This is a genomic window from Rhizobium sp. NZLR1 (assembly GCF_017357385.1).
GTDB lineage: Bacteria > Pseudomonadota > Alphaproteobacteria > Rhizobiales > Rhizobiaceae > Rhizobium.
In genome coordinates, this window is record NZ_CP071632.1 from 1,433,678 (window position 1) to 1,454,626 (window position 20,949).

The 20,949-nt window shown below is 61.7% G+C and carries 15 protein-coding genes; 5 read left to right on the plus strand and 10 right to left on the minus strand.

The genetic code is table 11. The annotated features are described in order from the left end of the window. Positions 1–14: 14 nt before the first annotated feature. The 3 genes from J3O30_RS07210 to J3O30_RS33620 form a co-directional block, all read right to left on the minus strand. Positions 15–2,324, minus strand: a complete 2,310-nt coding sequence (locus J3O30_RS07210; RefSeq protein ID WP_207583556.1) for an ATP-binding protein — start codon at positions 2,322–2,324, stop codon at positions 15–17. A gap of 191 nt (positions 2,325–2,515) precedes the next feature. Continuing rightward, the gene (gene pepN / locus J3O30_RS07215; protein WP_207583557.1) at positions 2,516–5,164 is read right to left on the minus strand and encodes an aminopeptidase N; all 2,649 of its coding nucleotides are present in this window, start codon (positions 5,162–5,164) and stop codon (positions 2,516–2,518) included. A gap of 187 nt (positions 5,165–5,351) precedes the next feature. After that, positions 5,352–6,458, minus strand: coding sequence for a methyl-accepting chemotaxis protein (locus J3O30_RS33620; protein ID WP_207583558.1), 1,107 nt, complete (start codon positions 6,456–6,458; stop codon positions 5,352–5,354). Between the two features lie 337 nt (positions 6,459–6,795). Here J3O30_RS33620 and J3O30_RS07225 point away from each other — a divergent pair, with 337 nt between their 5' ends. Together J3O30_RS07225 and J3O30_RS07230 are read left to right on the plus strand one after the other, a co-directional pair. Further along, positions 6,796–7,734, plus strand: a complete 939-nt coding sequence (locus J3O30_RS07225) for a DMT family transporter (protein WP_207583559.1) — start codon at positions 6,796–6,798, stop codon at positions 7,732–7,734. Between the two features lie 245 nt (positions 7,735–7,979). Beyond that, positions 7,980–8,852 carry a hypothetical protein gene (locus J3O30_RS07230; protein ID WP_207583560.1) on the plus strand — a complete coding sequence of 291 codons (873 nt, stop codon included), beginning with the start codon at positions 7,980–7,982 and terminating at the stop codon, positions 8,850–8,852. Here the strand turns inward: J3O30_RS07230 and J3O30_RS07235 are convergent, their stop codons facing one another. From J3O30_RS07235 to J3O30_RS07260, 6 genes are all read right to left on the minus strand, one after another. Beyond that, the gene (locus J3O30_RS07235) at positions 8,853–9,008 is read right to left on the minus strand and encodes a hypothetical protein (RefSeq protein WP_207583561.1); all 156 of its coding nucleotides are present in this window, start codon (positions 9,006–9,008) and stop codon (positions 8,853–8,855) included. A 45-nt stretch (positions 9,009–9,053) separates the two neighbouring features. Further along, entirely contained in the window at positions 9,054–9,245 is a 192-nt protein-coding gene (locus J3O30_RS07240) for a hypothetical protein (RefSeq protein WP_207583562.1), read from the minus strand. Between the two features lie 132 nt (positions 9,246–9,377). Then, positions 9,378–10,283, minus strand: a complete 906-nt coding sequence (locus tag J3O30_RS07245) for a uracil-DNA glycosylase (RefSeq protein ID WP_207583563.1) — start codon at positions 10,281–10,283, stop codon at positions 9,378–9,380. A gap of 68 nt (positions 10,284–10,351) precedes the next feature. Next, positions 10,352–11,644 (minus strand): Hsp70 family protein, encoded by a 1,293-nt coding sequence (locus J3O30_RS07250; protein ID WP_207583564.1) that lies wholly within the window; start codon positions 11,642–11,644, stop codon positions 10,352–10,354. A 220-nt stretch (positions 11,645–11,864) separates the two neighbouring features. Further along, complete coding sequence (locus tag J3O30_RS07255; RefSeq protein ID WP_207583565.1) at positions 11,865–14,981, minus strand: efflux RND transporter permease subunit; 3,117 nt, start codon at positions 14,979–14,981, stop codon at positions 11,865–11,867. Continuing rightward, positions 14,978–16,288: an efflux RND transporter periplasmic adaptor subunit gene (locus tag J3O30_RS07260; RefSeq protein WP_207583566.1), complete on the minus strand. Its 1,311-nt coding sequence runs from the start codon at positions 16,286–16,288 to the stop codon at positions 14,978–14,980. The genes J3O30_RS07255 and J3O30_RS07260 overlap by 4 nt, the downstream gene beginning before the upstream one ends. A gap of 292 nt (positions 16,289–16,580) precedes the next feature. Here J3O30_RS07260 and J3O30_RS07265 point away from each other — a divergent pair, with 292 nt between their 5' ends. After that, a complete protein-coding gene (locus J3O30_RS07265; protein ID WP_207583567.1) occupies positions 16,581–17,459 on the plus strand; it encodes an aminoglycoside phosphotransferase family protein in 879 nt (292 codons plus the stop codon). Between the two features lie 10 nt (positions 17,460–17,469). Here J3O30_RS07265 and J3O30_RS07270 read toward each other — a convergent pair whose 3' ends face one another. Next, positions 17,470–18,258: an SDR family oxidoreductase gene (locus tag J3O30_RS07270; RefSeq protein WP_207583568.1), complete on the minus strand. Its 789-nt coding sequence runs from the start codon at positions 18,256–18,258 to the stop codon at positions 17,470–17,472. Positions 18,259–18,510: 252 nt separating this feature from the next. On the opposite strand from J3O30_RS07270, the gene J3O30_RS07275 reads away from it, so the two are divergent. Next, positions 18,511–20,175, plus strand: coding sequence for an electron transfer flavoprotein-ubiquinone oxidoreductase (locus tag J3O30_RS07275; protein WP_207583569.1), 1,665 nt, complete (start codon positions 18,511–18,513; stop codon positions 20,173–20,175). 134 nt (positions 20,176–20,309) lie between these two features. Beyond that, complete coding sequence (locus tag J3O30_RS07280; protein ID WP_207583570.1) at positions 20,310–20,924, plus strand: L,D-transpeptidase; 615 nt, start codon at positions 20,310–20,312, stop codon at positions 20,922–20,924. The last annotated feature ends 25 nt before the right edge of the window (positions 20,925–20,949 follow it).

Here is a 20,949-nt window from a genome sequence, read left to right on the forward strand (position 1 = left end):
AACTGCGGCGTGCTTTAGACGTCGTCGGGAATGCGCAGCGAGATCACCGTGCCCACCGCTTCGCGGGAGCGGATCTTCATGCGGCCGCCATGCAGCGCGGTCAGTGAGCGGGAGATGGCAAGCCCGAGGCCGGAGCCGCCCTTGCTCTTGGCATACTGGCTCTGCACCTGCTCGAAGGGCTGGCCGATCTTCGCCAGTGCCGAGCGCGGAATGCCGATGCCGGTGTCGGCGATGGTGACGACGACGGCGCCGTCGACACGGCGTGTGCGCACCGCGATGCGGCCGCCGTTGTCGGTGAACTTCACCGCATTGGAGAGCAGGTTGAGCAGCACCTGTTTCATCGCCCGGCGGTCGGCCATCAGCGTCAGCCCGGATGAGATACGCTGGTCGATGACGATGTTCTTTTCAGCCGCAGGCATGGCGGTGAAGCGCAGGCTTTCCTCGATCAGCGGCACGAGATCGATGCGCTCGCAGTGCAGCCTGAGGTGGCCGGCCTCGATCTTCGACATGTCGAGAATATCGTTGATGACGTTGAGCAGATGTTTGCCGCTGTCATGGATATCGCGGGCATATTCGTCATATTTCAGCGAGCCGAGCGGACCAAACATCTCGTTTTGCAGAATTTCCGAGAAGCCGAGGATGGCGTTAAGCGGCGTACGCAGCTCATGCGACATGTTGGCAAGGAATTCCGATTTCGCCTGGTTGGCAGCCTCGGCGCGTTCTTTCTCAGCCTGATAGTTGGCGTTCGCCGTTGAAAGTTCCGATTTCTGGCTCTCCAGCGTCTGGCGCGAGGCGGATAGGTCGCCGATCGTTGCCATCAGCCGGCGTTCGGATTCGCGCAGCCGTTCCTGATGGCGCTTCATCAGCGTGATATCGGTTCCGACCGAGACCCTGCCGCCGTCGCGGGTGCGTCGCTCGTTTATCTGCAGCCAGCGCTCGTCGGCAAGCTGCACTTCCGTCGTCCGTGAATAGCCGGAGCCGTCGGCATCGGAAATCCGCCGCTCGATGACAGGACGGGCGGCGGCAGCATTGACGGCCGAGCGCTCAGTGCCGGGCACGAGCACGCTGTCCGGCAAGCCGTAAGCCTGCTGGAAATGCGTGTTGCACATGACCAGCCGATCGTTTTTGTCCCAGAGGACGAAGGCTTCCGAGGTGCATTCGATGGCGTCGGCGAGGCGCTGGTCGGCTTCGGCGTAGCGCTGCGCGAGCCGATGCTGCTCGGTCACGTCCATGGCGATGCCGATCAGGTGCACGCGGCCGGAATTGCTGCGGATCACCTGGGCGCGGGCGCGCATCCAGACATAGTGGCCGCCGGCATGGCGCATGCGGAAGATCTGATCGACCTGACCGGAATGGCCCTTGGCGATGGCGCGGGCGATCTCGTAAAGCCCGCCGTCATCAGGATGCATCAGCCGCGCGGCTTCACCGAAGCCCATCGTCTTGTCGGAACCCGGCAGGCCGAGCATGTCGTACATCGAGCGTGACCAGAAGAATTCGCGGTTCTCGAAATCGAAGTCCCAGAGGCCGCAGCGGCCGCGCGACAGCGCCGTCTCGACGCGCAGGTTCGATTCCAGGAAGATGTCGTCGGCGTCGCGGGCGCGCTTCACCTGCGTGTAATAGGCATAGAGAATGACCAGCAGGATCGAGGAGATGCCGGCAAACAGCGTAACGTTGAGGGCCAGCTGCTCGCGCCAGAGCCGGCTGATCTCGTCGAGCGAGGTGGCGGCGACGATATAACCGCCGGCATTGCCCATCAGCGTGATCTCGGCATAGTGCGGCACGCCGCCTATGGTCGTTTCGATGACGCCGGCGCGATCGCCGAACCGCCGGATCGCCGAGACCTCGGGGAAGAAATCGCTGACGTTGCTGCCGACATGCGAAAGCCCGGCGGTCGTCGCGGCAAAAACCTTGCCGCTTGCCTGCACGAGCAGCACGAAGGCGCCGCTGTCGAGCCGATCCTGCGGCAGGAACCTGGCGAGCCGGGCCTGCGCTTCTGCGATATCGCCGCTGTCGAAAATGTCTGATGTATCGGCAAATACCGCAGAGGCGGTCGCTGCCGAAAGCGCGGTGGCATGGCGAGCCGAGGCTTCCAGGCGGGAGTATTCGCTGACCATGCCGAAGAAATGCGATGCGGCGACGATGAAGAGGAAGGCGACGATCAGCGCCGGAATGGCGCGCTTCAAGAGCAGCTCGGCCTTCGGCAGATGACGCAGAAGAGGTTCCGATGTCGCATGACCGGAAAGGCTGTCTCGCCAGGCTTTCAACCCGTCAAAATCGACACGCAGCCGTCCTCCGGCCACGGTTGCCCGCCGCACGTCCATCATCTCTTCGCCTTGTCCCTCGTGTGATTCGCGCGCCGCTCGCTCGAACCTGACCTAGAGAATCATGGGTGATTCGCCTTGTCCAGAGGCAAAGGTAAAAATCCGTTAACTATCTATGATTTCGTGCTTTTCGGGCGATACGACTCGCTAGGCAACCGGTCGCCGAATTTTTCGCGACGACCGGTCGAAGCAAATTACCCTTTAAGCGTGCGCTCGACGATATCGCGCACGTCGGTCGAAAGAGCGGCAGCCTGCTCGATCTCGATTAGCGCCAAACGGGCGTGATCGGCACGTGCCGGTTCAAGCGCGCGCCAGGAGCGCATCGAAGTGAGAATGCGGGCGGCAAGCTGCGGGTTGCGTTCGTCGATATCGAGAATCTGACGTGCGAGGAAACGATAGCCTTCGCCGTCGGCGCGGCCAAAGCCGGTCGGATTGGCGAAGGCGAAGGTGCCGACCAGCGCCCGCATCCGGTTCGGATTGGTCCGCTTGAACAGCGGATCGTCCATCAGCGCGCGAATCCGTTCCAGGGTTTCCGCGCCCGGAATGCCGGCCTGGATTGCGAACCATTTGTCGATGACGAGCGCATTTCCCGCGAAGCGGTCGCGGAAGTTTGCCAGCGCCTCGTTTGTCTCCGCGCTGCCGGCGAAACGATGGGCGAGGATCGTCAGCGCATGGCTGAGATCTGTCATATTGTCGGCAGCATCAAAGGCGGCCTTGGCGCGGGCCGGCGTCTGCTCGGCATAGGAGAGATAGGTGAGGGCGGTATTGCGCAAGGCCCTGTGGCCGGCGCTTTTCGCGTCCGGGCTGAAATCGCCCAATGTCGTCATCGCCGCGTAGAGGTCGGCAAAAACATCCTTTCCGGCATCGGCGATCTGCTTCAGAACCGCTTGCCGGCCGGCATGGATGGCATCGGGATCATTGTTGCCGCCGAGTTCGCGGGCGATATCGGATTCGCTCGGCAGAGCCAGCGCCTGGGCGCGGAAGGCAGGCTCGAGGCGCTCGTCGGCGGCCGCCGCAATCAGCGTCTCGACGAAGGTCGCCTCGCAGACGACAGGCTTGCCCTCGCGAGCGTCGCGGGCTGCTTTCAGGAGGTTCGGCAGCGCCAGATCGGTCAGTGCCTGCCAGCGGGCGAAATGATCGGTCTCATGGCGGGCGAGGTGGGCGAGATCGGCCGGGCTCTGATCGAAATGCAGGTTGATCGGCGCGGAAAAGCTGCGGTTGATCGAAACGACTGGCCGCGAGCCAATGCCATGAAACACCGCCGTTTGCGTGCGGCCTGTGAGATGCAGCACCTCGCCGGCATATTCCGCGCCGTCGACCGAGCGAGGCTCGATCTTGCCGCCGTTTTCGCCGAAGAGCGCCAGGCTGAGCGGAATGTGCATCGGCTCCTTGTTCGGCTGGCCGGGTGTAGCGGGCGTCATCTGTTCGAGCGACAGGGTGAAGCTGCCGGCGGCCGCATCATAGCTGCCCGATGCGGTGACGAGCGGCGTGCCGGCCTGATGGTACCAGAGCGAGAATTGCGTGAGGTCGCGCCCGCTTGCATCCTCGAAGCATTTGACGAAATCCTCGATCGTCACGGCCTGGCCGTCATGACGATCGAAATAGAGGTCCATGCCCGTCTTGAAGCCGTCCTTGCCGAGCAGCGTCGCGATCATCCGCGTCACTTCGCTGCCCTTCTCGTAGACGGTCGTCGTGTAGAAATTATTGATCTCGCGATATTGCGTCGGCCGCACCGGATGAGCGAGCGGGCCGCCATCTTCCGGGAACTGCTCCGACTTCAGATGGCGCACCTCGGCGATGCGCTTGACCGGCCGCGAGCGCTGGTCGGAAGAGAATTCGTGGTCGCGATAGACCGTCAGGCCTTCCTTGAGGCACAGCTGGAACCAGTCGCGGCAGGTGATGCGGTTGCCGGTCCAGTTGTGGAAATATTCATGCGCGATGATCGCCTCGATATTGGCATAGTCGGCATCGGTGGCGAGTTCCGGATCGGCAAGGACGTATTTGTCGTTGAAGACGTTGAGGCCCTTGTTCTCCATCGCCCCCATGTTGAAGTCGGAGACGGCGACGATCATGAAGATGTCGAGATCGTATTCGCGTCCGAACCTCTCTTCGTCCCACTTCATCGAGCGTTTCAGCGCGTCCATCGCATAGGCTGCGCGCGGCTCGTTGCCGTGCTCGACATAGATCTTCAGCACCACCTCGCGGCCGGACATGGTGGCAAACGTGTCTTCGACGACGCCGAGATCGCCGGCGACGAGCGCGAAGAGATAGCTCGGCTTCGGATGCGGGTCGAACCAGGCGGCGAAATGCTTGCCCGGGCCGTAGCCGGCGCCGCCGAGGAAGTTGCCGTTCGACAACAGCAGCGGGTTGGCGTCCTTGTCGGCGATAATGTTGACCGTGAACGGCGCAAGCACGTCGGGCCGGTCGGGGAAATAGGTGATGCGGCGGAAGCCCTCCGCCTCGCATTGCGTGCAGTAGATGCCGCCGGTGCGGTAAAGGCCCATCAGCTTGGTGTTGGCCTCGGGGTTGATGACCGTAGTGATCGTCAGCTCGAAAGGCACGCTCTCCGGCAGGTCGCGCACCGTCAGGCTTTCCGCTGTTGCGTCATAACGCGAAGGGTCGAGCTCCACCTGGTCGAACAGCAGCCCGGACAGCGTCAGCTCGTCGCCGTCGAGCACGATTGGCGCCGTTGTATCGGCGCCCGGGCGGCGATGAAAGATCAGGCGTGCCTCGACTTTTGTCTCCGTCGGGTCGAGTTCGAAGGTCAGGTCCACGCGTTCCAGCACAAAGTCGGTGGGACGGTAATCTGCCAGATGGATGACCTGGCCGGTATCTGTTCGCATGGTGTTTCCTGAAGACCGTTATTTGACAACCGTGGAATACAGAGGCGGGCGCACTCTGCTATAATTTTGCCGGGCATGATTACATTAAAGTCTGAACTAAAGTTAAAGCAAATTGCCCGCGAACACCAAGTTCACGGGCAAAATATCCTCTTCAGAACTGAAGGACGCGGCTGTTGGGCGAAAGGTTCTATTTTAGATTGAGTGCCGCCTTGATCGTCGCGTCGCTTTCCGTCCGCTGCACGACGACGCCGTACCAGCCGAGCCCGTCGTAATCCTCGTAGCCGAGGGTGCGCGCGAAAGCGACGATCGAGCCGTTATTGTCGTAGTAGCTGCCCTTGGCCCGGCCGGACGGATTGGCGAGAGCAAAATGGGAAAACAGCAAGGCGGGATTGGTGGTGGCGATCACCCGGCTCTTGCCGTCGAGCAGCATGACTGTCGTCCTTTCCGCCAGTTGCGGCGGCAGGTTCGCCTCTTTCTCGACGATCGCCTGGCCCTGGTTCTGCCAGTCGAAATAGACGCCGAGCGTGCCGATCAGCCGTCCGTCGAGCTTGCCTTCTTCGCGGATGCCGGTGGCATAGACGAGCGCATGCCTGTTGTCATGGATCGGGCTCGCTTTGACCTCGTCGACACTATACGCCTCGCCGGAGGCGCAGGCAGACGCCGCGCGGAACCATGCATCACCGGCAAGGCTCGTGCCGGCAATCTTGCGCTGGAACTTGGGATTGGCCGATGCGATCACCTTGCCCGAAAGATCGGTCATGACCAGATCGAGGTAGACGGTGTAGAAGCGGTTGATGGCGCCGAGACGCTCCGCCGCAAAGGCGACGGTTTCCCGATCCGGGTTTCGCAGCGCCCGCCAGAGTGCCGGGTCCGTCGCCCACCAGCGCACATCGGCCGTGCGCTCGAAAAGATTGCGGACAATGAGCTGCACCAGCGTCTGCGCCAGATCGGTGAGGCGAACGCCCTCCATCTCCTCGACCAGCGAATCCGCCATGGCGCGGCTGAGGCCGATGCGCCCGAGCACGTTGCTCTCGAACCTGCCGGTGATGTCGGTGGCGACCTGCGCCAGCCGCTGCACCTCGTTGGCAACGACCGCAAAGCCCTTTCCGGTCTCGCCGGCTCTTGCCGCTTCGATCAGCGCATTGATGGCGAGCAGCTTGATCTGCTTGACGATATTGGTGTTGTCGGCGCTGAAGCGCTCGAGGTCGGTGCTGATGCCGTCGGTGACAACGCGCATCGAGCGCGGCGTCGCATTTTGCGACTGGGCAATGGTTTCGGCGCTAAGCGGCTTCATCAAATGATCCTGGAAGGGGCGGGCAATCGTTGCAGGGCGAAGAAAATTTCGAGTAAGCAAAAACGATGCGTGCCTATGGTTTTCAATTGGTTAACACCGACCGGTCAGAGGTGAACATTTTGCGGCGAAATGGCTGAAGAGAGCAAAAAATCGACGCGAGGGCGCGCATCCGCACCGTCGGGCCTGCGCCGGAAGGTGACTTTGCGATTCTTCCACGCCGCTTGCGATTTTTTCGCCAATCGGGATTTTCTTCGCTACGATGGGAGACGTCATCTTCTGCGTTCCCGAGTCGAACGCGTCTCCCCGTTGCTGTTAAGTCGACATAAGAGCCAGGATCATGCACGCGGTTCTCAAAAACCCGATGAGAGGCATTGCGCTGAAGGTCTCGTCGGTCGTGGTCTTCCTGGCCATGCAGACTTTCATCAAGCTGGCGGGCTCAGACATCCCACCCGGTCAGGTCACCTTCTGCAGGTCCTTCTTCGCGCTTTTCCCGATCATGGCTTATCTCGCCTATATCGGGCAACTGCGCGCGGCCTTCTACACCGCCAATCCGATCGGCCACCTCAAGCGCGGCACGATCGGCATCATGTCGATGGCTTTCGGTTTCTACGGCCTGCTGCATCTGCCGCTGCCGGAAGCGATTGCGCTCGGCTACGCCTTACCGCTCGTCGCCGTCGTCTTCGCCGCGGTTTTTCTCGGCGAGACCGTGCGCATCTATCGTTGGAGCGCCGTCTTGGTCGGCATCGTCGGCGTCGCCATCGTCTCCTGGCCGAAACTCACGCTGTTTCGTGACGGCGGCATGGAAGCCGAGCAGGCCGTCGGCGCGCTCTCGGTGCTATTTTCGGCCGTTCTCGGCGGCATGGCGATGATCCAAGTGCGTCGTCTCGTCGAGGAGGAGAAGACGGCGACGATTGTGCTCTATTTCTCGCTCATCGCATCGGTCTTCTCGCTGGCCTCCCTGCCGTTCGGCTGGCTCGTCCTGCCATGGCCGTCGGCACTCTATCTCGTCGCCGCCGGTTTTTGCGGCGGCGTCGCGCAGATCCTGCTGACGGAAAGCTACCGCCATGCCGATGTCTCCACCATCGCGCCGTTTGAATATACCTCGATCCTACTCGGCATCATCGTCGCTTATTTCGTCTTCGGCGACGTGCCGAGCTTTACCATGCTGATCGGCACTCTCATCGTCATCTCCGCCGGCATCTTCATCATCTATCGTGAGCATCAGCTCGGCATCGAGCAGAGGGAGGCGCGCAGAGCCACGACGCCGCAAGCCTGACGCTTGCAACCGCATGATATGAAGGCTTTTAAGGCGAATATCGCCGCTTGGGGAAAATTGCTCGCTAAGAGCGAAAAGAATGGTGAATTCTTGGGATATCGCTGCCGCACGGAATATGTTTGTTGAAGATGAGAGAGTATCATTTATTCGAAGCTGTGCATGTCTGAATGGCCGCTGATACCGGGGAAGCTTCCGGTATTGCTGCTCCGAACGCTGGCCGGCGCGCGGAGGTGGAGAAAAGCATAATGGCATTCACGGCGGAGCAATTGGCGGGGAACTGCTCCTTTCTGATGAGCATCCGCTTTTTGGCTGGGCAGATGCGCGGCATGTTCGATGCCGGCCCGCGCCTGGCGCGATTGCTCGCTTCGCATCAGCGCTGGCTTCTGACCCAGACTGCCTATGCCCTCAACCTGGAATATGACCCGCGCGACCCGACCTCGGGTTTCACCGCCGTTCGGCTGACCGGACGCATCACCGCGCATAAGGTGGCGAGCCGCAACACCGTTCTCGCCTTTATCGAAGAACTCTATACCTACCGCTTCATTGTTCACACGCCCGGCGACGAGCGGCGGCGGCCACGTCATTTCGAGCCGGCCGACGTCAGCCATCAGGCGATGTTTGCCTGGATTCATTCCAATCTCGGCGCGCTCGATCTACTTGACGGCGGTCGAAGGGCAGCGTTTTTTCAGTCAAACCCATCAATGATGCGGCTGGTTCAGCCGCGCATCGCCCGCCATTGCCTGGAAGATGCCGCCTGGCGCGAGCCGCCCGAACAGGTGGCGCTGTTCCTCTGGACGGAGGCTGGTGGCCTCGTCGTCGACAACTTCATCGCTCGAATGGATATGGAAAGCAGCGAGCCGGATAGATTTTCCGTCGGCCGCGTCGAAACCCGTGCGCTCGCCGCCGATTTCATGATGTCGCGCACCCATCTCCAACGGCTCTTGGCAAAGGCGGCGCAGCGCGGCTGCGTCGGCTGGCATGACGAACCACGCAAGGCGCACATTTGGATATCGCGGGATTTCGTCGAGCAATACTGCGCCTGGCAGGCGGTCAAGTTCGCCTATGTCGACGAAGCCTTCGAATGGGCAAAAGCCCAGATCGAGGAAATTGCCGTCTGATCACAGAACGATTGCCGCAACACTTGGTCCAATGCAGGGGGCGGCGTCGACCGGCTTGAGCGATAGCTCGCGCTCATATTCCCGCGCGGCTGAGACCGCGACGCGGATATGCTCGAAGGTTTCGATGTTGCGCAGAAGCGATATCAGGATCGTCATCTTTGAGTACTCTTAACGCAAAAGGGCAGGCGAAGCGCCTGCCGCTCAATATTGCTGGAAGTCCGAAAAAATCGCGTCGGGGCGCGCTGTGCGGCCGTTGATGTCGGTGCCGCGGGCGATCATCTGTTCATTCGCGGCAAAGCCGAAGCGGCTGTAGCCGTGAGTGGTACGAACTTGGTCGCCGGCGAGGCGAAGGGTTTCAAACCCGCTATGGATAGGACGAAATCGTTTGTTCATGGCCTTGGTTCCTGTGGTTCCTCCCAAGACACCACTTCATATTGCGGTGCAGCATTGATTCCGCAATGCGTCATGGCGGGATGCAGCCATGCGTAAAGCGCATAGATCGATTCATAATATATTCAACTTTGGCTAATTTCTAAGCAAAGAGAGGGACTTAAGCTTCGCTTGAAAGGCGAGCAGGTCATTCCAGGCCAGCCGCTTGTTGACCGGCGCGGTCAACAGATCCTGCGGATGCAGGCTGGCTATGGCAGGAATGACACAGTCCGCAGCGGCAATCTCCTTCCAGCGGCCGCGCAAGCCGTGGATCGTGTCGTTTTCACCGAAGAAGAAGCGGGCCGAAAAATTGCCGAGCAACAGGATCACCTTGGGTTCGGCCAGGGCGATCTGCCGTTCGATGAAGGGCCGGCAGATGTCCATTTCCGCCGCCGAAGGCGCACGATTGCCAGGTGGCCGCCAGGGGATGACCTGCGTCAGCAGAACGCTTGAGCGCGTCAGCCCAATCGCAGCCAGCATCTTGTCGAACAGCTGGCCGGATTTTCCCGAGAAGGGCACGCCTTCGCGATCGTCTTCGGCGCCCGGCGCCGAGCCGATCACCATGATACCGCTTTCGGCATCACCGCTGGCAAAGATGGTCGAGCGGGCGCTGTGCTTGAGGTTGCAGCCGTTAAAGGCTTCGATCGCGGTCTTGAGTTCGCTCAGGGATCGCGCCGTCTCGGCGACGAAACGCGCCTGCTGCACCGCTTCGCCGTCCGGGATCGCCGGCTGCGGGCCGGAAGCGGCGCGTTCGGCCGGGGCCGGGCGTGACGCTGTATTCGGACGCGGCGGTGTCCGGCCGTCCCGAGCGACAGGACCTTCCCCAGTGATGGGAGCTTGTGGCTGCGCCTGTGCCGCCGGGCGTCCGGCCGCCTTCATCGCCTCGAACTCGGCGAAGCGGTCGATCGCCTCTTCCTCCAGCAGCCATTCCACGCCGGCATCCGCATGGAAATGCAGAAGCGCTGCAAGCTCGGCAGGGGAAAGGTCGTTGGCGGAGATCATATGGCAGGTTTAGCGGAGAGACAGTGGCATTGGAAGGGCAGGCGACAGATTGCCCACCCCTGCCTGATCTATTGCACAGTCCATTGCGCGATGTCCTCGCGTTCGCCGATCAGCGCCAGACCGTGGGCGATCGACAACAGCTCGCCACCGCTTTCGATCCGGTCGCGCTCGAAACGCTCGGTGAAGATGCGGCGCACCGCCGGCACGAAGGAGGTGCCGCCGGTCAGGAACACCTTGTCGATCTCCCCGGGCTTTGTCCTGGTCTTGTCGAGCACGTCATCGAGCGCGCCTTCGATGCGGGCGAGATCCTCGGCGATCCAGCCTTCGAAGTCGCTGCGTCGGATGCTGCGATGCCCGCCGCGGCCGAGCGGCGCGAAATCGAAAGGTGCTTCCTCCGCGGCCGACAGCGCCATCTTCGTCGCCGACACCGCCTGATAGAGCGGGTAGCCCTCGTCATGGTCGATGAGATCGATGAAGATTTCGAGCTTTTCCGGCTCCAGGCTGGTGCGCACCAGCTTCTTCAGATCCTCGAATTCGCGGGTGGTCTTGAAGATCGACAGCTGGTTCCAGCGGCCGAAGCTGGAATAGTAGTTGGACGGGACTTCAAGGATCTTGTCGAAGCTTTTGAAATGGCTGCCCTTGCCGATCAGCGGTGCAACGATGTTGTCGATCATCCTGTAGTCGAAATGGTCGCCGGCAACGCCGACGCCGGAATGGCCGATTGGCGTTGCTGTCAGCTTGCCGGCGGCCGTCTCGAAGCGGATCAGCGAATAGTCGGTCGTGCCGCCGCCGAAATCGGCAACCAGCACTGTCGCATCCTGCTTCAGGTTCTGCGCGAAGTAGAAGGCGGCGGCGACCGGCTCGTAGACGTAGTGGATTTCGGGAAAGCCGAAGCGCGATAGCGCCTCGTTGTAGCGTTGGGTCGCGAGGTCAGGATCGGGGCTGGCGCCGGCAAAATGCACCGGCCGCCCGGTGACGATGCGGCTGACATCCGAAGGCCAGTGGTCGCCGGCGTAATTGCGCAGGCGCCTGACGAATACCTCCATCAGATCCTCGAAATTATGCCGCTTGGCGTAGATCAGCGTGCCCTGGAACAGCGCGCTTGCCGCAAAGGTCTTGATCGACTGCAGAAAGCGGCATTCGCCGGGATTGTCGATGAACTGGCGGATCGCCGCATGGCCCGCCTCCACCTTCAGGGCTGAAGCGCCGAGTTGCGCATCCTTCATGAAGGAAAGTGCTGTGCGCATGCTGTCGGCCGTGCCTTCCGTGTTCGTGAACGCCATCGAGCGCGTTGCCCCGCCATCCGCCATGGCGAGAACCGTATTCGTCGTGCCAAAGTCCAAACCCAGCGCCTGAGCCATGCCCGCACCTCTTCATGCCGATTGTTATTGGAGACGGAGCATCGCTCCGCGACGGGCGTAAGCACGCCCCAGATTCAGGAGGGCGGGTGATGCCACAGGGGCGGGACACATTCAAGGGGATCGAAAGCTGATGGGATCGCGGGCGCACTTCTTCTCCCGGTCGGAAGAAGAAGTGCGCCGCAAGGGTTGATTGGCAAATGCCGAATTCAGAGGGCCATCATCATTCGGCAGCCATTGCCCTCGCCTCCTGCACCACCGGCTCCGCAACCTTCTTTCCGCCGATCAGGCGGCCGAGGAAGTTTCCGAAGCGGTCCATCTCGACGAAGATGACCGGGGTGATGAACAGTGTCAGCATCTGCGAGACGATCAGGCCGCCGACGACGGCGATGCCGAGCGGTTGGCGCAGTTCCGAGCTTGCGCCGGTGCCGAGCGCGATCGGCAGGGCGCCGAGCAAGGCGCAAAAAGTCGTCATCATGATCGGCCGGAAGCGTCGCACGCAGGCCTCGTGGATCGCCGCCGTCGCCTTTTCGCCCGTCGTGCGCATGGTCTCCACCGCCACGTCGATCATCATGATCGCGTTTTTCTTGACGATGCCGATCAGCATCAACAGGCCGATAAGCGCGATGATCGACAGATCGAAGCCCATGATCTTCAGCGCCAGCAGCGCGCCGAAGGCCGCGGCCGGCAGGCCGGAGAGGATGGTGAGCGGATGGATGAAGCTCTCATAGAGCACGCCAAGCACGACATAGATGGTCAGCACCGCCGCCAGGATCAAATAGGGCGTATTGCCCTGCGACTGCTGGAAAATCTCCGCCGTACCGCCATAGGAGGTGAAGACGTCCGCCGGTGTGGCGATGTCCTTCTTGATCTGGTCGACCGCCGTCGTCGCATCGCTGAGCGAGACGCCTTCCGGCAGGTTGAAGGAAACAGTGGTCGAGACCAGCTGCCCCGTCTGGTTGATGGTGACCGGGCCGGTGGTGCGTTGCACATGGGCGAAGTTCGACAGCGGCACCAGGCTGCCATTGGCGGAGGCGACACGAATTTCCGACAGCTTCTGGTCGTCCCAGGGTTTGCTGGTGTCGTATTCGACGATGACATTGTAGCTATCGCCGGTCGACTGGATTTCCGCAGCTGAATAGCCGCTGAAGGATTCCTGCAGCGTCGTGCGCAGCGTGTCGTTGTCAATCCCATAGGCGGCCGCCCGCTCGGTATCGATGACGATGTTGGCCTGCAGGGCGTTGTTCTGGGCGTCCGAAGTCACGTCGGTGAACAGGCGGTCCTTGCGCATCGCCGCCTGGATCTTGCCGGCCCAGAGGTTGGTCTGATCGGCACTCAGCGCCTGCACCACCAGCTGATACTGGCTGGCGGTCTGGCGGCCGCCGAAGCGCAGGCTCTGGTTCGGCGTCACGAAGGCCTGCAGTCCGGGGATCTTGTTGATCGCCGTGCGCAGCTCGCGCAGCGTCTGGTCAAGCGGCGGACGCGCCTTCTTGTCCTTGAGTTCGACGAACATCGAGCCGTTGTTCTGCGGTTTGTTCGGATTGCCGCCGATCGTCGACATCACGTGGTTGACCGCCGGGTTCGCCTTGACGGCGGCTGCCGCCTGCTGCTGCAGCGCTTCCATGGCCGAATAGGAAATGTCCTGCCGGGCCTGCGTGCTGATCGTCAGGCGGCCGATATCTTCCTGCGGGAAGAAGCTCGTCGGCAGCGTCATGAAGAAGTAGATCGTCAGCGCCACCGAGCCGAGGAAAACCCCGAGGATTGTGGGGCGATGCTGAAGGCACCAGCCAACCGCCCTGTCGTAGCCGTTGAGCGTCCGCTCGAAGCCGGCATCGAAGATGCGGATGATGAGCGGTGGGCGGCTGTGGTTGTTGGACAGACGCGAGCCGAGCATCGGGGTCACGGTCAGCGAGACGATGGCCGACGAGATGATGGCGATGGCGACGACCATGCCGAATTCGTTGAACACGCGGCCAACGACGCCGCCCATCAGCAGGATCGGGATGAAGACAGCAATCAGCGAAACCGACATGGAAATGATGGTGTAGCTGACTTCGCCGGCACCCTTGATCGCCGCTTCCCGCACCGGCATGCCTTCTTCGACATGGCGCAGGATGTTTTCGAGCATGACGATCGCGTCGTCGACCACCAGCCCCACCGCGAGCGTCAGCCCGAGCAGCGAGATGTTGTCGATGCTGTAGCCAAGCACATACATCATGCCGAAGGTCGAGATCAGCGACAGCGGAACCGCAAGTCCCGGAATGATCGTTGCGGTCGCATGGCCGGTGAAAAGGTAGATGACGAGAACGACGAGGCCGATCGTCAAGAGCAGCGTGAACTTCACGTCGGAAATGGCATCGCGAATGGGTTTTGCCGCGTCGTTCATGACGACGGTGTTCACCGAGGGTGGGATTTCGGCGTGAAGCTGCGGCAGCTTGGCGTTGATCGCATCGACGACATCGACCGTGTTGGCATCCGGCTGACGCTGGATGGCGAGAATGATGCCGCGCTGGCCGTCATACCAGCTTCCGGTATACTGGTTCTCGACACTGTCCTGCACATCGGCGATATCGCCGAGGTGGATCGGCGCACCATTCGGATTGGCAATGACGAGCGAGCGGAATTGTTCGGCGTTGGTGCGCTGCGTGTTTGCCGTGATGGTCATGCTCTGCGAGTTGTTCTGCAGCGTTCCCACCGGCTGCTGGCTGTTGGCCGCAGCTAGCGCCTTGTTGACGGTATCGATGCCGATGCCGCGGGTCAAAAGCTTGTTGCGATCGACCTCGACGCGCACGGCGTAGGTCTGCGCACCGTAGACGCTGACCTGAGCAACGCCGGGGAGTGTGGAAAGCGACGGCGAGATGATGTCCTCGGCGATCTCGTCGAGCTTGCTGCGCGGCATGGTGTTGCTCTGCACCGAAAGCAGCATCACCGGCGCATCGGCCGGATTGGTCTTGCGGTAGCTCGGCGGTGTCGTCAAGTTGTCGGGCAACTGCCGGGTTGCATGCGAGATCGCCGCCTGCACGTCGGCTGCGGCGGCGTCGATATTGCGATTGAGATCGAACTGCAGCACGATGCTGCTGCTGCCGAGCGAACTCGAGGCGCTGATTTCGCTGACCCCGGGAATGGTCTCGAACTGCTTGATCAGCGGCGTGGCAACCGAGGTTGCCATCGTCTGCGGCGAGGCGCCGCTCAACTGCGCCGAAACGTTGATTGTCGGGAAATCGACCTGTGGAAGTGCCGCGACCGGAACGAGTTGGTAACCGGCAAGGCCAGCCAGAATGACGCCGATGGCAAGCAGCGTCGTCGCGACGGGCCGCTGGATACAGAAATTGGGGATCATTGCTGAGCTCCCACCGCGATCGTCTCGGACTGCTGCTGCCGAGGCTCGTCGGCGGAGGCGACATCAAGCGCCTTTTCGTCGAACTGCTCGTTGATCGCCTGCTGATCGCTGAGCTGGCCCTGACCCTCGACGACAACGTGGTCGCCTGCCGAAAGACCCGCGCCGATGGCGGTGAAGCCGCCATTTGCGCGGGCGACGGTGACCGGCGTCAGATGCGATTTGCCGTCCTTGGCGACGAAGGCGAAGAAACCCTCAGGGCCGGGGCTGACGGCAACCGTCGGCACCACCACCTGCTGTTCGTCATTGTTGAAATGCACCACGATGTTGACCGACTGGCCGGGCCAGAGCGCACCGGAGGCATTCTCGAATTTCGCCTTGGCGAGGATCGTGCCCGAGGCCGTGTCGACCGTGTTGTCGTAGAAGCTGATCTCGCCCTTTCGGACCTGTCCCTTGGTGGATTTGGGAACCGTGCTGACCGCGACCGGACCGGCTGCCAGAGCGCTTTTCAACGTGCGCAGGTAGCGCTCCTGCAGGTGGAATTTTATATAGATCGGGTCGTATTTGGCGATGGTGACGATTGCCGCGCCGGCACTGAGAAAAGCGCCTTTGCTGACGGCGATATCGCCGAGCCGACCATCGAAGGGCGCGCGAATGTCGGTGTGCTCGAGGATGACCTGATCGGAGACAAGCGATGCCTTGTCGGCGTCAACAGTGGCTGCGGCGGTATCACGGGCGGCGACCGCCTGGTCGAGGCTCTGCTGGGTGCCCGCCTTCTGGTCGAAGAGATCTCGCGCGCGCGTCAATGCGGTCGCGGCCTCCGAAAGGGTGGCGGTGTCGCGCACGATCATCGCATTGTCCTTGTCGACCGCTGCCTTGGCCGTCCGCCCGTCCAGCTTGGCGATCAGGTCGCCGGTTTTGACGGTCGCCCCATCCTGCGCATCGATGCTGACGATCAGGCCCTGTTCCTGTGCGGCAATGGTCGTGTTGTCATCGGCATCGGCCCAGCCGGTCGCCGTCACATCGGTCGGCAGCGTGGTTTTCACCGCTGCGACGGTCTTGACGACCGTCGGGCCGCCGCCGCCGCGTCTGCGCCCGCCGCCCTGATGTTGACCACCGTTCTGCGTTTGATCGTCGGCCTGCGCCTGATCGCCCCGTGCTTGCTGCCCACCGCCATTGCTGCCGGCCGGCTGCTTGATGAACTGCGAGAGGGTGGGAATGCGAGAGGCATAAGGGATCAGATTCCCGAATTGCCAGACGCCGACGGCGGCAACTGCGATAACGCTGACAGTGATCCAAAATTTCTTCATGGGCGACAGACCGGGTGTTGAACGGGGTTGCGAATTTTATGCTCCGATTGAGCCGCTTATATTGCGGCGCAAAAAAGACATAATTCCCGGGGCGCAATCACTAAGTGGTTATAACGGCTTAAATTTTTGTAATGAATATTCCGTAATATTCAAACTATACTAATATAGGCCGAGCGTGCCCGATTGCCGTTTGACGGCTGCGGCGGGAGACCCTTCGCGAGAAGACGATATCAACCCGCAAGCCGTCGATAGCGCGGGAAAAACGCGGAAAAACCAGAGAAGGCAGGTCGTCATGACCGAGTTTAGCGCCAGCGAATTTCGCTCTCTCATCATAAGCGTGTTTCCCGAACTCACGGCCTCCGTCTTCAAGCTGGCGGCGCAGGGTTGGGACTCGCTTGCCGTCGACGTCGACGACACGCTGATCTTTAAATTTCCCCGCCATTCCGGCGCGGAAAGAGCGCTCGTCAAGGAAGCCGCCCTGCTCGACATCATCAGGCCGTCGCTGTCGATGGCGGTTCCAGACATGTGCATTCACGACGGGCCGCCGATCTTCTCCAGCCATGCCAAGCTCGAGGGCGAACATCTCATCGCCGAGGATTACGATGCGCTTGGCGAGAGTTATCGTCGGCGCCTCGCCGATGATCTTGCGCGTTTTTACGCCGAGCTGCACGTGCTCGATGCCGATCGCATGCGGTCGGCCGGCGCCGGGCCGATCCAGCCCTGGCAATCGTCGGAGGTGGTGCGAACCAAGGCCTTGCCGCTGCTGCCGCTCGACCTCCGGAGTTTTGCGCAGGCCATTATTTCCGATTTCGAAACCCTGCCGCCTGATCCCCACGGCAACATCTACGGCTTCTTCGACGGTCATGGCTGGAACATGGCCTTCGACCATGCGCAAGGGAGGCTCAACGGCATCTACGATTTTGCCGATTCGGGCTTCGGTCCGTTGCACCAGGAATTCATCTACTCGAACTTCATCTCGCCCGATCTCACCGCTCGCATCGTATCGGCCTATGAAATGCTGACCGGACGCCGGCTCGACCGGCGGCGCATTGCAATCCTGACGGGCTTCCATCGTCTTTCCGAGCTCGCCGAATTTGCCGACGATCCGGCCTACCTCGAACAGATGATCCGAAGTGCTGCGACGTGGGCGGGGGCTGTCCACGTCGGCTGAAGCGAAACTGCTAGACTGATCGCGCCGCGCCGCCGTCGCAGCGGATCAGCGAGCCGGTGATGTAGCTTGCCGGCTGGCTGCAAAGGAAGGCAGCCGTTGCGGCAAATTCCTCCACCCTGCCATAGCGGCCGACCGGAATGCGCGCTTCCTTGTCGGTACGGATATCTTCGAGGCTCTTGCCCGTCCGCTTTGCCGCCGCCCCGTCGAGCTCGTCGAGCCTCCCGGTCAGGATGCTGCCCGGCAAGAGCAGGTTGGTGGTAACGCCGAAGCCGCCCACTTCGGAGGCAAGCGTCTTGCTCCAGCCGGCAAGTGCGGGGCGCAGCGTATTCGACAAAGCCAGATTGGCGATCGGTTCGATCACCCCTGAGGAGGCGACCGTCAGGATGCGGCCCCAGCCCTGCGCCTTCATTCCGGGCAGCAGCGCATTGGTCAGCGTGATCACGCGGGCGACCATGGAGATAAAATAGGTCTCGAGCTTTTCACCCGTCATGTCCTCGGTCGTACCGGGCTTCGGCCCGCCGGTATTGTTGACGAGGATATCGAGCCCGCCGAATTTTTCGTTCACCGCCGCCGTCGTCGTCTCGACGAAGCGTTCATCCCCGAGGTCGGCCCAGATCCAGTCGGCCCGGCCTTTGCCTTCGGCATTGATTGCCTTGCAGTTGGCGTCCAGCTGCTCGCCGCTGCGCCCGCAGAGCAGCACATTTGCGCCTTCGCGCGCCAGTGCTGCGGCGATGCCGAGGCCGAGGCCACGCGAGGAGGCGAGGACGAGCGCCCGTTTGCCTTCGATGCCGAGATCCATGATCGTTCCCTCCAATATCTTTGAGCGATGTATAAGGCGCATGCGCCGGAAAAGGGAAGGGCGTGTGGTCGGTTCGGCGTCGTTTGATAATTGACGTTCACGTAAACCGCATATAATTCTGGCGTCCAGGGCATATCATTGTGCGAATTGAAGATTGGCTGTCGTATCCCGGCTCGACAATGCTTTCTCGTTTTGACAAGAAAGTGCCTATGACGGGATGACGGCCGCGTGCCGCCAAGCGGAGACGAGTGAATGACCGAGACGACTGAGCTGCCCGAACGCGAGAGCATGGAATTCGACGTGGTGATCGTCGGCGCCGGTCCGGCTGGTCTTTCTGCGGCGATCCGGCTGAAGCAGGTCAATCCGGAGCTTTCGGTCGTCGTGCTGGAGAAGGGCTCGGAAGTCGGCGCCCACATCCTCTCCGGCGCCGTCGTCGATCCGATCGGCATCGACCGGCTGCTGCCCGGCTGGCGCGAAGAGAGTGAGCATCCCTTCAAGACCGAGGTCACCGCCGACCATTTCCTGCTGCTCGGCCCGGCCGGCTCGATCCGCCTGCCGAATGTGCTGATGCCGCCGCTGATGAACAATCACGGCAACTACATCGTCTCGCTCGGGCTCGTCTGTCGCTGGCTGGCCGGTAAGGCCGAAGAACTCGGCGTCGAGATTTATCCGGGCTTTGCCGCAACCGAAGTGCTCTATAATGACGAGGGCGCGGTCATCGGCGTCGCCACCGGCGACATGGGGATCGAGAAGAACGGTGAGCCCGGCCCGAATTATACGCGCGGCATGGAACTGCTCGGCAAATACGTGCTGATCGGCGAAGGTGTACGCGGCTCGCTCGCCAAGCAGCTGATCGCCAAGTTCGATCTGCAAAAAGGTCGCGAACCGCAAAAGTTCGGCATTGGCATCAAGGAACTCTGGCAGGTCAAGCCGGAGAACCATAAGCCCGGCCTGGTGCAGCACACCTTCGGCTGGCCGCTCGGGATGAAGACCGGCGGCGGTTCCTTCCTCTATCACCTCGAAGACAATCTGGTCGCCGTCGGCTTCGTCGTCCATCTCAACTACAAGAACCCCTATCTCTATCCGTTCGAGGAATTCCAGCGCTTCAAGACCCATCCGGCGATCCGCGGAACCTTCGAGGGCGGCAAGCGGCTCTCCTATGGCGCGCGTGCCATCACCGAGGGCGGTTATCAGTCGGTGCCGAAGCTCTCCTTCCCCGGCGGGGCGCTGATCGGCTGTTCGGCTGGTCTCGTCAACGTGCCGCGCATCAAGGGCAGCCATAACGCGGTTCTGTCGGGCATGCTGGCGGCCGAGAAGGTGGCGGCGGCGATTACAGCCGGCCGCAGCCATGACGAGGTGGTCGAGATCGAAAACGAATGGCGCAAGGGCGACATCGGCAAGGATCTCAAGCGGGTGCGCAACGTCAAGCCGCTGTGGTCGAAGTTCGGCACGGCGCTCGGCGTGGCGCTCGGCGGTCTCGACATGTGGACCAATACGCTGTTCGGCTTCTCGTTCTTCGGCACGCTGAAGCATGGCAAGACCGATGCGCAGTCGCTCGAGCCGGCCGCAAACCACAAGCCGATTGCCTATCCGAAACCGGATGGCGTCTTGACCTTCGACCGGCTGTCCTCGGTGTTCCTGTCGAACACCAATCACGAGGAAGACCAGCCGGTGCATCTTCAGGTCAAGGACATAGGCCTGCAGAAACGTTCGGAGCACGACATCTATGCCGGCCCGTCGACGCGTTACTGTCCGGCCGGGGTTTATGAATGGGTCGAGAAGGACGGAGAGGAGACCTTCGTCATCAACGCCCAGAACTGCGTGCACTGCAAGACCTGCGACATCAAGGATCCCAACCAGAACATCAACTGGGTGCCGCCGCAGGGCGGCGAGGGGCCGGTCTATCCGAACATGTGAGGCGGATTATCCACGCCGCCGACAATTTTACGTGCTGACGCCTTCGTATCGCCTGCGGCGGGCGGCCGTTAGCCGTTCGTTAACCATAATTTCCTTAGCGTGCGACATCTTGTTGACGCACTAAGGACACATTCATGACGATCTCCCGCCGGGGTTTCCTGATCGCTCTGCCGCTTTTTGTCGCCGGCTGCTCTTCGACCGGCCTGAACAGCCAGACCAATTACGCCGCACTTCCGGATGAAAAATTCCCGTTGAGGCAGGTGCCGATCGACAAGATCAAGCCGGAACTCCGCCGTCAGGAAGTGGCCTACGAAACCACCCATGACGCCGGCACCGTGGTGGTCGACACCCCGGCGCGCCGTGCCTATTATGTCCTCGGCGGCGGCAGGGCGGTGCGGTACGGCGTTGGCGTCGGTCGCGAGGGGCTGGCATTTGCCGGCAACGCCTATATCGGCCGCAAGGCCGAGTGGCCGAGCTGGACGCCGACGGAAAACATGCAGCGCCGCGAAGAGCGTTATCGCAAGCTCGCCGGCGGCATGCCGGGCGGTCCGAACAACCCGCTCGGCGCACGAGCGATGTATCTCTATCGCGGCGGCGGCGACACGCATTTCCGCATTCACGGCACCAATCAGCCGCAATCGATCGGGCTCGCCATGTCGAGCGGCTGTATTCGCATGATGAACCACGACGTGATCGACCTCTATAGCCGGGTCGAAGTCGGCGCCAGGGTCGTCGTCATCCAGGCTTGAGCGAGCAAAATCACGTTGATTGAAA

Coding starts and splice junctions, on each gene's coding strand:
- J3O30_RS07280 (WP_207583570.1), top strand. CDS start 20,310: ATGACGATCTCCCGCCGGGGTTTCCTGATCGCTCTGCCGCTTTTTGTC.
- J3O30_RS07270 (WP_207583568.1), bottom strand. CDS start 18,258: ATGGATCTCGGCATCGAAGGCAAACGGGCGCTCGTCCTCGCCTCCTCG.
- J3O30_RS07275 (WP_207583569.1), top strand. CDS start 18,511: ATGACCGAGACGACTGAGCTGCCCGAACGCGAGAGCATGGAATTCGAC.
- J3O30_RS07250 (WP_207583564.1), bottom strand. CDS start 11,644: ATGGCTCAGGCGCTGGGTTTGGACTTTGGCACGACGAATACGGTTCTC.
- J3O30_RS07240 (WP_207583562.1), bottom strand. CDS start 9,245: ATGAACAAACGATTTCGTCCTATCCATAGCGGGTTTGAAACCCTTCGC.
- J3O30_RS07225 (WP_207583559.1), top strand. CDS start 6,796: ATGCACGCGGTTCTCAAAAACCCGATGAGAGGCATTGCGCTGAAGGTC.
- J3O30_RS07245 (WP_207583563.1), bottom strand. CDS start 10,283: ATGATCTCCGCCAACGACCTTTCCCCTGCCGAGCTTGCAGCGCTTCTG.
- J3O30_RS07265 (WP_207583567.1), top strand. CDS start 16,581: ATGACCGAGTTTAGCGCCAGCGAATTTCGCTCTCTCATCATAAGCGTG.
- J3O30_RS07230 (WP_207583560.1), top strand. CDS start 7,980: ATGGCATTCACGGCGGAGCAATTGGCGGGGAACTGCTCCTTTCTGATG.
- pepN (WP_207583557.1), bottom strand. CDS start 5,164: ATGCGAACAGATACCGGCCAGGTCATCCATCTGGCAGATTACCGTCCC.
- J3O30_RS07210 (WP_207583556.1), bottom strand. CDS start 2,324: ATGATGGACGTGCGGCGGGCAACCGTGGCCGGAGGACGGCTGCGTGTC.
- J3O30_RS07260 (WP_207583566.1), bottom strand. CDS start 16,288: ATGAAGAAATTTTGGATCACTGTCAGCGTTATCGCAGTTGCCGCCGTC.
- J3O30_RS33620 (WP_207583558.1), bottom strand. CDS start 6,458: ATGAAGCCGCTTAGCGCCGAAACCATTGCCCAGTCGCAAAATGCGACG.
- J3O30_RS07235 (WP_207583561.1), bottom strand. CDS start 9,008: ATGACGATCCTGATATCGCTTCTGCGCAACATCGAAACCTTCGAGCAT.
- J3O30_RS07255 (WP_207583565.1), bottom strand. CDS start 14,981: ATGATCCCCAATTTCTGTATCCAGCGGCCCGTCGCGACGACGCTGCTT.